A 9929-nucleotide genomic window follows, 5' to 3' on the forward strand; every position below is an offset into this window, starting at 1 on the left:
GGCTCGGTCGAGGCACCGGGAGGCCACGGCCGGGGCTCCTCCTCGGGCTCCCGCCCGGCTGCGCTGCGTGCCGACGACGTCACGGGGCCGGGGCGTCGCCGCGGTTCGGGCTGGGGTGGTAGGTGAGCCGGTACTTGCCGATCTGCACCTCGTCACCCGCGTTGAGCACGGCGGAGTCGATGCGCTCACGGTTGACGTAGGTGCCGTTGAGCGAGCCCACGTCACGCACGACGTACCCGTTCTCGTGGGCGATGAACTCCGCGTGCCGGCGCGAGACGGTGACGTCGTCGAGGAAGATGTCCGCGGTGGGGTGGCGCCCGGCAAGGGTGCGCTCGGTGTCGAGGAGGAAGCGGGCTCCCGCCGTCGGGCCGCGCTGCACGATGAGCAGCGCGTGACCCGGGGGCAGGCCCTCGATGGCCGCGAGGTCCGGCGGGACGTCGGCGCGCGCCCCGGTCTCCTCGGTGGCCCCGATCGCTCCGAACCGGGCTGTTGTACTCGACGTGTCCTGCGGTTCCGGCTCGGTTCCCATTGCGTGTACTCCCCTCAGCGCCCGCCGGGTTGCCCGGCTCAGGGCTCCACCATAGTTCCCCGTGGGGTGGGTGTGACAGACAGTGGTGGACCGGTCGCCCTCAGCGGTCGTCGACCGGGACCGGGGTGGCCCACTCCGGCTGGCTCAGCGGCCGCACGGAGGTGATCTCCAGCCGGTCGTGCTGCGTGACCTCGGCGGCGGCGCCGGCCGCCCTGATCGAGGCGAGCGCGCCGCCTGGGATGTCGAGGGCGACGGCGAGCGTCTGCGGGTCGCCGATGACCCGCCAGATGTACGGCGGGGTGATCTCCTCGCCGCTGACGACCAGTCCCCCGGTCCGGGTGCCCAACCAGCTGGAGGCCGTGATGCGCTGGCCGTTGAGCTCGATCGACTCCGCTCCGGCGTTGCGCAGCTCCTCGAGAACGGTGACGAACGTCGGGGCGGTGAGCTGGGCCCCCGGGTCGTGGACGACGACCTCGATGCCCGGCCCCGCGACGGGCAGCGCACCGGCGAGGATGCCCTGGACCTGTGCCTGCTGGGCCGCCGCCTCCTGGGCAGCGGCGCGCGAGCTCGAGCCCGACTCGAGCTCGGCGAGCTCGCGCCGCAGCGTCAGCCCCTCCTCGGTGAGCTCACGGTTGCGCACGCTGAGCTCGTCGAGCAGCCGGACGAGGTCGTCCTGACGCATCGAGGCGTAGGTGTCCTCGTGCGTCTGGCGCACCTGGACGGCGAGGGCGAAGCCGAGCGCGACGCACAGCAGGACGATGACGACGTGCACCCAGCGCGGGTGGCGCCCCAGGGCGAGGTGACGCAGCCGGGCAGGGCCGGCCGTCGCCGCTCCCCTCCCCTCTCCGGTGGGGGCGTCGTCGGCCCGAGGTCCGTCGTCCCCGGGCTGCGCGCGGTGCTGCACGGCCTTCACGCCTTGAAGATGTGGCGGCGGATGGAGGCCGCGTTGGAGAAGATGCGGATGCCGAGCACGACGACCACCGCCGTCGTCATCTGGGCACCGACTCCCAGCTGGTCACCGAGGAAGACGAGCAGGGCGGCGATGAGCACGTTGAAGAGGAAGGAGACGACGAAGACACGGTCGTCGAACACGCCGTCGAGGTAGGCCCGCAGGCCGCCGAACAGGGCGTCGAGAGCGGCGACGACGGCGATCGGCAGGTAGGGCTGGAGCGCCGCGGGCACCGTCGGCTCCACGACGACGCCGACGACGACGCCGATGACGAGTCCGATGACAGCGAACATTCAGCGCTCCTCCTCACTCGGTGCTCGCCCGGGTCGACCCCGACCGCCTGGCAGAGTGCTCATCATCGGTCGTCCTGCGTCCCGACGGCCGCCAGCGGCTCGGCGTGGCGCAGGGTCCGTGCGGTGGTCCCGGGGAGCACGAGTCCCTCGGCCTCCTCGATCTCCACGGCGATACCGAAGGACTCACGCAGGATGTCCAGGTGGGAGCCCCCGGTGCTGCGGGTGAGGCGCGCACGCATGTCGTCGGGGTCGCCCACCGCCTCGACGACGTAGGGCCGGGCGAGCGGGGTGAGGTCGACGAGGATCGCGGGACCCGCCGAGCGGATCGCGCTGACGCTGGAGAGCCGGTGGCCGTTGATCGCCACCGCCTCGGCGCCGGCGGACCACAGCGCGTTCGTCACCACCTGGAGGTCGAGGTCCTGGACGCGGCCGAGGTCGGAGTCGGGCTCGCCGGCCTGCGCGTCGCGGGAGTCGTCGAGCGTGATGGTCAGGCCCGGACCACGCACCCGGGCACCCCCGGCGCTGAGGGTCAGCAGCCGCACGCGGTCGAGGAACTCGGGGTCGCTGCTCAGCGACTCCTGCTGGATCCTGTCGATCTCGGCGGCGAGGTCGGCGTTGTCCTCACGCTGCTGCTCCGCGCGGTCCACGCGCTCCTCGATCTGCGACAGGAGCAGCGCGCGAGCCTCACCGCCGGTCTCGCTCGGCACCCGCAGCTCGCGCGCGGCCCAGACAGCACCCGTGCCCAGGGAGGCGGCCACGAGGAGGATGATGAGCTTGCGCCACCACGGCAGCACCGGTGCCGACCCCTCGGCGCGGCGCTGCGCCGCCTCGGCGTATCCCGGGTCCAGCGGCCGTTCGATGACCTCGCGCAGCAGTGTCATCGACTCGTCGGGGCGCGTCCGGCTCATGCCGCACTCGCCGCTCGGCGGTCGCGACCCACGATCCGGGCCACCTGCTCGAGGTAGAGCAGGCAGGCGAACCAGTACAGCCCGACGCCCCACAGGGCGGACGCCCACCCCACCATCCAGGCGACCTCGCCGACGACGCCAGGGACGGAAGCGACCAGCAGGAGCGGGAAGGCGTACATGAGGCAGAAGGTGCCGGCCTTCCCGGCCATGTGGACCGGCAACGTCCCGTAGCCGTGGCGCAGGAGCACCGGGATGGTCCCGGCGAGGACGAGCTCACGGGCGACGATGACGATGACCAGCCACCACGGCACGAGCTCGCGGTAGGCCAGCCCGATGAGCGTGACGAAGATGTAGAGCCGGTCGGCGGCCGGGTCGAGCATGCGCCCGAGGCGGCTCGCCTGGTTGAAGCGCCGGGCGACGAAGCCGTCGACCCAGTCCGACGCACCCGCGACGGCGAGGACGATGAGTGCGGCGGCGTCGTGCCCGGAGACGATCAGCCATGCGAAGACGGGGATGAGGGCGAGACGGAGGAGGCTGATGGCGTTCGGGACGGTCCACACGCGTTCCTCGGCCGTGCGTGCCGTCTTGTCCCCGGTGGTCACGTGGTCCAGGGTACGCACGGGACCCGCGTGGCGGGCCGGGCCGCGCCCGGCGTGACCAGGCCGTGACCCGACCGTACGCTCCCCGGTATGCGATTCGGACTCTTCATTCCCCAGGGCTGGCGTTTCGACCTCGTCGGCATCGACGACTCGCGGCAGTGGCCGGTCATGCGTGACCTCGCCCGCCGCGCCGATGCGGGGCCGTGGGAGTCGGTGTGGGTCTATGACCACTTCCACACCACCCCCGTCCCCAGCGAGGAGGCGACGCACGAGGCCTGGTCGCTCATGGCGGCACTCGCGGCGAGCACCGAGCGGGTGCGCCTCGGCCAGATGTGCACGTGCGTGGCCTACCGCCCACCGATGTACCTCGCCAAGGTCGCGGCCACGGTCGACCACGTCAGCGGCGGGCGGCTGGAGATGGGCATCGGGGCCGGCTGGTACGAGCACGAGTGGCGCGCCTACGGGTACGGCTTCCCACGTGCCGGCGAACGGCTGGCCATGCTCGACGAGGCGGTGCAGATCATGCGGCAGGCTTGGCGGGAGGGCCGCGCCACTTTCGCGGGCACGCACTTTGAGGTCGACGACGCGATCTGCCGCCCTCTCCCCCTCCAGGACGGCGGCGTGCCGCTGTGGATCGCCGGCGGCGGGGAGAAGGTCACCCTCCGTATCGCCGCCCGGCACGCCGATTACACCAACTTCGACGGCACCCCTGGGGGCTTCGCGCGGAAGTCCGCGATCCTCGCCGAGCACTGCCGCGAGGCGGGCACGGACTTCGACCGCATCACCCGGTCGGCCGACTACAACGTGGCGATCGGTCGCGACGAGGCCGAGGTGTCCGACCGGCTCGACCAGCTCGCGGACCGCTTGCGGACGGCCGGGGTGAGCGAGGACGACGTCGAGGGGCAGCTCCGCTCGGTCCGCGGCACGCCCACCTGCGGCACCCCCGAGCAGATCGTGGAGAACCTCAGCGGCCTGCAGAAGCAGGGCATGAGCTACGCGATCTGCTACTTCCCCGAGGCCGCCTACGACGCCAGCGGAATGGAGCTCTTCGAGCGGGAGGTCGTCCCGGCCCTCCAGTGACCACCCCGCGGCGTGTAATGCACACGGCGTCCCACGGTAAAGCGAGCGCAATCTCCATCACGTTGCGGTAACGATCCGGCGGCCCGCTCCACCATCACTCGGGCAGCCGGCGACGAGCGCGTGGACCGCGACCTCTGCGCGGGTTCTCGCGGATCGCGGGCGCACCCACCGTGGTCCGACGCCGCCGCGATCTCGGGGTTCGAGGTCCTTGTGGTCTGCCCCCGACTTCTTTAGCGTGGCTGGACACCATGACCACTCGGGGCGCCTGGCCGTCTCCGTGCGTCGCAGCATGCGGCCGGGAGGCGGTTACGGGAAGCACTGCCTCGTGCAAACCGAAGGGACCATGATGACCATGACTTCTACCCGCCGACGGGTGGCACTCCCGGCAGCTGTGGCGGCGGTGGCCCTCGGGCTCGCAGCATGCGGCAGCGATGACAACGGCGACGGTGGCGAGGCCGTCTCCCCGTCCGAAGGCCAGAGCACGCTCGAGGCGCTCCAGGAGGAGGGCACCATCACCGTCGGCTTCGCCGGTGAGGCGCCCTACAGCTTCGAGAACGACGAGGGCGAGCTCGTCGGCGCCTCCGTGGCGCTCCAGGAGCGGATCTGGGGCGAGCTCGGCATCGAGAACGTCGAGGGCGTCCAGGCCGAGTTCGGCCAGCTCATCCAGGGGCTGAACGCCGGCCGCTGGGACGTCGTCGCCGCCGGGATGTCGATCCTGCCCGAGCGTTGCGAGCAGGCGATCTTCTCCGAGCCGGAGTTCCAGTACACGACCGCGCTGCTGGTCCCCGAGGGCAACCCGGACAACCTCAGCGACATGCAGTCCATCGCCGAGGCGGAGGACGTCCAGATGGCCGCGATGACCGGTGCGATCGAGGCGACCTACGCCGCGGACCTCGGCATCGACGCCATCGAGGTCGGCAACCCGCAGGACGGGATGGACGCCGTCACCGGCGGACGCGCCGACGTCTTCGCGCTCACCGGCATCTCCCTCAACTGGATGGTCGACAACGCCGGGGAGGACCCGGGCGTCGAGGTCACCGACACCTTCGTCGCCGTCATCGACGGCGTGGAGCAGCTCGGGGCCGGCGGCACCGTCTTCCGCACCGAGGACACCGAGCTGCGCGACGCCTACAACGAGCAGCTCGCACCGATCGTCGCCGACGAGGACGAGTACCTCTCGGTCGTCGGGGACTGGGGCTTCACCGCGGGTGAGCGTCCCGCCGGCGACTTCACCCTGACCACCGAGGACCTCTGCGCCGGCGACCTCGGCTGATCGTCCACCACGCATGAGCGACAACCTGGACGCACTGGCGACGGTGCTGCCGCGGCTGCTGGACGGGATCCTCGTGACCCTCCAGCTCACCGTCGGCGGCTCCGTGCTCGCCTTCCTCCTCGCCGCGATCCTGGGGATCACCGCGCGCCACCACAACGTGGTGGTGCGCGGTGCCGCGCGCGTGTTCGTCGAGTTCTTCCGCGGGACGTCGTTGCTGGTCCAGCTGTTCTGGCTGTTCTACGTCCTGCCGCTCTTCGGCATCGAGCTCAGCTCCTTGTTCACCGGCATCCTCGCCCTCGGCCTGAACTACGGGGCCTACGGCGCCGAGGTCGTGCGCGGCGCGCTCAACTCGGTGCCCAAGGGCCAGTGGGAGGCGAGCGTCGCGCTCAGCCTCTCCCCCGCGCGGCGACTGTTCCGCATCGTGTGGCCGCAGGCCTGGGCGATCATGATCCCGTCACTGAGCAACCTGGGGATCATGCTCCTCAAGGGCAGCGCGGTGGCGTACGTGATCGTCATGCACGACATCACCTTCGTCACCAACCAGCTGCGCCAGATGACCAATGACACCTTCTTCTCCTACGGCGTGGGCATGGTGATCTACTTCCTCATCGCCTACGTCCTCGTCCTCGTGGCGAACCTCGCCGAGGTCCGCGCGAAGAGCCGGCTCGGCACCGGTCCGCCGCTGCGAAGCATCTTCCGCCCCCGCGCCGCCAAGGCGGGGGTGGTGAACTCGTGAACGACATCTGGAGCTGGGAGCGCGCCGCCGACGCCCTCCCGCAGCTGCTCTCCGCGTTCTTCGAGGTCACGCTGCTCGCCACCGTCCTCGGCTCGGCCATCGCGGCCGTGCTCGGGCTCGTCGTCGCCGTCGTGCGACGGTCGGCGCCCGCGCTCATCGCCCGCCCCGTGCACTGGGTGATGGAGTTCATCCGGATGACCCCGGTGGTCATCCAGCTGCTGTTCGTCTACTACGCGTTCACCAGCTGGGAACCGCTGTGGATCGGCATCGGGGTGCTGGGCATCCACTACTCCACCTACATGGCCGAGGTGTACCGCTCGGGGATCGACAACGTCCCCAAGGGGCAGTGGGAGGCGGCAACCGCCCTGTCCCTGCCCCGGCAGCGCACGTGGACGCGCGTGGTCATCCCGCAGGCGCTGCGCACGACCGTCCCGGCACTCGGCACCTGGGTCATCTCGATGTTCAAGGACACCCCGTTCCTCTTCGTCATCACGGTGCCCGAGCTGGTGAGCGCGGCGGAGAACTACGGCTCGCGCACCTTCACGTACGTCGAGGCCTTCACCCTGGCCGGCCTCATTTTCCTCGCGGCCAGCTACCCCACGTCCATCCTCGTCAGGAAACTGGAGGCCCGCCTTGCCCGCTACTGACTCCTCGCCGGTGATCCGCTTCGAGAACGTCGTCAAGCGCTTCGGCGACAACACGGTGCTCGACAACCTCAACTTCGAGGTCCGCAGGGGTGAGCGCGTGACGCTCATCGGCCCCAGTGGGTCCGGCAAGACGACCATCCTGCGCCTGGTGATGACCCTCGAGGACCTCACCGACGGTTACATCTACATCGACGGTGAGCCCTTCACCTACGAGGAGCGCGGCGGCAAGCGGGTGGCCCGCAAACCGAAGGAGGTCGCGAAGGTCGCCACGAAGATCGGCATGGTCTTCCAGCAGTTCAACCTCTTCCCCAACATGACCGTGATGGAGAACATCGTCGAGGCCCCGATCCACGTGCTCGGCAGGAGCAAGGAGGAGGCTCGCACCCGGGCCCACGAGCTGCTCGAGCTCGTGGGGCTCTCGGACAAGGCCGATGCCCACCCCAGCCGGCTGTCCGGCGGGCAGCAGCAGCGGGTGGCGATCGCCCGGGCGCTGGCGATGGACCCCGAGATCCTGCTGCTCGACGAGGTCACCTCCGCGCTCGACCCCGAGCTCGTCGGTGAGGTGCTCAGCGTGCTGCGGAACATCGCCGAGACGACGAACATCACCATGCTCATCGTCACCCACGAGATGCAGTTCGCCCAGGAGGTCTCCCACCGGGTCCTCATGTTCGACCAGGGCCGCATCATCGAGGACGCCGAGCCGCACGTGATGTTCTCCGCCCCCCGCGAGCCCCGGACCAAGGCCTTCCTCCAGGCGGTCCTCTGACCTCGGCGAGTGCTGAGCCCGACGCCCGGCGCGCACCCCAGCCCTAGGATCGTTCCCCATGGCCACCGTCATCCTGGTCCGGCACGCCCGGAGCACGGCGAACACCGCCGGCGTGCTGGCCGGGCGCACGCCGGGTGTCGAGCTGGACGCGACCGGACGCGAGCAGGCGGAGCGGAACGGCGCGCGTCTCCGGGCGGTGCCGCTGGTCGGTGTCCTCTCCAGCCCGCTCGACCGATGCCGGCAGACCGCACAGGCCATCGTCGACCACCAGGACTCCGGCCTGACCGTCCGGGTGGAGGAGGAGCTCACCGAGTGCGACTACGGCCGGTGGCAGGGCCGCGCCCTCACGGACCTCGCGCGGGAGGAGCTGTGGTCGGTGGTCCAGCGGCAGCCGTCGGCCGCGGTGTTCCCCGGTGGGGAGTCGCTGCCGGCGATGGCCGCCCGGGCGGTGTCGGCCGTCCGGCGCGTCGACGCGGCTGTCGAGGCCGAGCACGGGCCTGGTGCGGTGTGGGCCGCGGTCACCCACGGTGACCTCGTCAAGGCGATCCTCGCGGACGCCCTCGGGCTGCACCTCGACCTGTTCCAGCGCCTCCACGTCCATCCCGCGTCGGCCTCCATCGTGCGCTACACACCGACCCAGCCCCACGTCGTCGCGATGAACACGGATGCCGGGGACCTCTCGTGGCTCCGCGCCCGGGCCAACGAGCCACCGGTCGGCGGCGGCGCCGGCCCGGCGGCACCCGCGCCCGCCTCGTAGCATGGACGACGTGCCACCCACCGTTCACACCTTCGACTGGCCCGACCGACTCGTGATCGGCACGGTAGGCCGGCCGGGCGCCCGCACGTTCTATCTCCAGGCCCGCACCGGGTCCCGGCTGCTCAGCGTCGCCCTGGAGAAGGAGCAGTCGGCCGCCCTCGCCGACAAGATCGACGCGCTCCTCGACGAGCTCATGGCCACCGAGGGCAACCCCTTCAGCGTGCCGGCCCGGGCGCCGGAGGAGCTCGCCGACACCGACGCCCTCGACCAGCCCGTCGCGGAGCAGTTCCGCGTCGGCATCATGGGCCTGGGGTGGGACCCGTCGACCGCGCAGTTCGTCATCGAGGCCGCGCCCGTGCAGCCGGTCGACCCGCAGACGCTCGAGCCGGTCGGGCCGGACCCCGAGGACCTGCTCGTCGTGCGGATCCCGGTCGGCGCTGCCCGCGCCTTCGTCCAGCGCACCCGCGACGTGGTCGCGGCGGGCCGGCCGCTGTGCCCGCTGTGCGGTGCGCCGATGGACCCGGAAGGGCACGTCTGCGACCTCACCGACGAGCCGCGGTGACGGCCGGGCCGCCGGAGGCCGAGCTCGTCCTGGACGGCCGGATCATGACGGCCTCGAACGCTACCTTCGTCGGTCACCTCGGGGAGGTGACGGTCGTGTACAAGCCGGTCGCCGGTGAGCGTCCCCTCTGGGACTTCCCGGACGGCACGCTGGCGCGCCGGGAGGTCGCCGCGTACCTGCTCGCCGTGACGTCCGGCTGGGACCTCGTCCCGCGCACCTGGCTCTGCGACGGTCCCCTGGGCCCCGGGATGGCCCAGCTGTGGTGCCAGCCGGACCCCGAGCAGGACGCCGTCACCCTCGTGCCCGCCGACGACGTGCCGGCCCGGGGCTGGTGCCACGTCCTCGACGGCGTCGACGAGCAGGACCGCGAGGTCGCCCTCGTCCACGAGGACTCCCCCGCGCTGCGGCGGATGGCGGTCTTCGACATCCTCACCAACAACGCCGACCGCAAGGCCGGGCACGTCCTGACCATGCCGGACGGGCACCGGTACGGCGTGGACCACGGGCTCACCTTCCACGTCGAGCACAAGCTGCGGACCGTGCTGTGGGGGTGGGCCGGCCGGGAGCTCGACGCCCCCGAGGTGGCCGGCGTCCAGCGCGTCCGCCACGGCCTGGACGGGGACCTCGGGACCGCCCTGGCCGACCTCCTCACGGCAGCGGAGGTCGCCGCCCTCACGGCGCGCTGTGACCGACTGCTCGCCGCTGGGCGGTTCCCCGCCCCGCTGGACGGGTACCCGGCCATCCCCTGGCCGCCCTTCTGATATGTAGTGGCTCTCTGTCAAGAGGCAGGGTGAGGCGCCCGTCCCCGGTGGTTGGGGCGGGCGCCTCTG

General features: G+C 71.5%; 13 protein-coding genes. 8 read left to right on the forward strand and 5 right to left on the reverse strand.

The genetic code is table 11. The features are described 5' to 3' along the window. Positions 1-79: 79 nt before the first annotated feature. The 5 genes from VR894_RS18585 to VR894_RS18605 all read right to left on the reverse strand — a co-directional run bounded on the left by VR894_RS18585 (position 80) and on the right by VR894_RS18605 (position 3281). Entirely contained in the window at positions 80-529 is a 450-nt protein-coding gene (locus VR894_RS18585; protein WP_324653960.1) for an FHA domain-containing protein, read from the reverse strand. A 100-nt stretch (positions 530-629) separates the two neighbouring features. Further along, the gene (locus VR894_RS18590; protein ID WP_324653961.1) at positions 630-1442 is read right to left on the reverse strand and encodes a DUF881 domain-containing protein; all 813 of its coding nucleotides are present in this window, start codon (positions 1440-1442) and stop codon (positions 630-632) included. Next, positions 1439-1771, reverse strand: coding sequence for a small basic family protein (locus tag VR894_RS18595; protein WP_324653962.1), 333 nt, complete (start codon positions 1769-1771; stop codon positions 1439-1441). Before VR894_RS18595 ends, VR894_RS18590 begins: the two co-directional genes overlap by 4 nt. A gap of 62 nt (positions 1772-1833) precedes the next feature. Beyond that, complete coding sequence (locus VR894_RS18600; protein WP_324653964.1) at positions 1834-2679, reverse strand: DUF881 domain-containing protein; 846 nt, start codon at positions 2677-2679, stop codon at positions 1834-1836. After that, a complete protein-coding gene (locus tag VR894_RS18605; protein ID WP_324653966.1) occupies positions 2676-3281 on the reverse strand; it encodes a CDP-alcohol phosphatidyltransferase family protein in 606 nt (201 codons plus the stop codon). Before VR894_RS18605 ends, VR894_RS18600 begins: the two co-directional genes overlap by 4 nt. A gap of 87 nt (positions 3282-3368) precedes the next feature. Here VR894_RS18605 and VR894_RS18610 point away from each other — a divergent pair, with 87 nt between their 5' ends. The 8 genes from VR894_RS18610 (at position 3369) to VR894_RS18645 (ending at position 9860) form a co-directional block, all read left to right on the forward strand. Then, positions 3369-4358, forward strand: a complete 990-nt coding sequence (locus VR894_RS18610; RefSeq protein WP_324653968.1) for an LLM class F420-dependent oxidoreductase — start codon at positions 3369-3371, stop codon at positions 4356-4358. A 352-nt stretch (positions 4359-4710) separates the two neighbouring features. Next, the gene (gene ehuB / locus VR894_RS18615; RefSeq protein ID WP_324653970.1) at positions 4711-5631 is read left to right on the forward strand and encodes an ectoine/hydroxyectoine ABC transporter substrate-binding protein EhuB; all 921 of its coding nucleotides are present in this window, start codon (positions 4711-4713) and stop codon (positions 5629-5631) included. A gap of 13 nt (positions 5632-5644) precedes the next feature. Next, a complete protein-coding gene (gene ehuC, locus VR894_RS18620) occupies positions 5645-6367 on the forward strand; it encodes an ectoine/hydroxyectoine ABC transporter permease subunit EhuC (protein ID WP_324653971.1) in 723 nt (240 codons plus the stop codon). Continuing rightward, complete coding sequence (ehuD, locus tag VR894_RS18625; protein ID WP_324653972.1) at positions 6364-7014, forward strand: ectoine/hydroxyectoine ABC transporter permease subunit EhuD; 651 nt, start codon at positions 6364-6366, stop codon at positions 7012-7014. Before ehuC ends, ehuD begins: the two co-directional genes overlap by 4 nt. Further along, entirely contained in the window at positions 7001-7780 is a 780-nt protein-coding gene (gene ehuA, locus VR894_RS18630; protein WP_324653974.1) for an ectoine/hydroxyectoine ABC transporter ATP-binding protein EhuA, read from the forward strand. Before ehuD ends, ehuA begins: the two co-directional genes overlap by 14 nt. 58 nt (positions 7781-7838) lie before the next feature. Continuing rightward, positions 7839-8537 carry an MSMEG_4193 family putative phosphomutase gene (locus VR894_RS18635; protein WP_324653976.1) on the forward strand — a complete coding sequence of 233 codons (699 nt, stop codon included), beginning with the start codon at positions 7839-7841 and terminating at the stop codon, positions 8535-8537. A gap of 1 nt (position 8538) precedes the next feature. Further along, positions 8539-9099, forward strand: coding sequence for a DUF3090 domain-containing protein (locus tag VR894_RS18640; protein ID WP_416380872.1), 561 nt, complete (start codon positions 8539-8541; stop codon positions 9097-9099). Next, complete coding sequence (locus VR894_RS18645) at positions 9096-9860, forward strand: SCO1664 family protein (RefSeq protein ID WP_324653980.1); 765 nt, start codon at positions 9096-9098, stop codon at positions 9858-9860. Before VR894_RS18640 ends, VR894_RS18645 begins: the two co-directional genes overlap by 4 nt. Positions 9861-9929: the final 69 nt, after the last annotated feature.

Origin of the sequence: Georgenia sp. H159, assembly GCF_035607575.1 — a bacterium.
Classification (GTDB): Bacteria; Actinomycetota; Actinomycetes; order Actinomycetales; family Actinomycetaceae; genus Oceanitalea.

What these genes read in the sequence shown, in the direction of transcription:
- VR894_RS18585 (WP_324653960.1), bottom strand. Translation starts at nt 529, where the DNA reads ATGGGAACCGAGCCGGAACCGCAGGACACGTCGAGTACAACAGCCCGG.
- VR894_RS18595 (WP_324653962.1), bottom strand. Translation starts at nt 1,771, where the DNA reads ATGTTCGCTGTCATCGGACTCGTCATCGGCGTCGTCGTCGGCGTCGTC.
- VR894_RS18600 (WP_324653964.1), bottom strand. Translation starts at nt 2,679, where the DNA reads ATGAGCCGGACGCGCCCCGACGAGTCGATGACACTGCTGCGCGAGGTC.
- VR894_RS18610 (WP_324653968.1), top strand. Translation starts at nt 3,369, where the DNA reads ATGCGATTCGGACTCTTCATTCCCCAGGGCTGGCGTTTCGACCTCGTC.
- ehuB (WP_324653970.1), top strand. Translation starts at nt 4,711, where the DNA reads ATGACTTCTACCCGCCGACGGGTGGCACTCCCGGCAGCTGTGGCGGCG.
- ehuC (WP_324653971.1), top strand. Translation starts at nt 5,645, where the DNA reads ATGAGCGACAACCTGGACGCACTGGCGACGGTGCTGCCGCGGCTGCTG.
- VR894_RS18635 (WP_324653976.1), top strand. Translation starts at nt 7,839, where the DNA reads ATGGCCACCGTCATCCTGGTCCGGCACGCCCGGAGCACGGCGAACACC.
- VR894_RS18640 (WP_416380872.1), top strand. Translation starts at nt 8,539, where the DNA reads ATGGACGACGTGCCACCCACCGTTCACACCTTCGACTGGCCCGACCGA.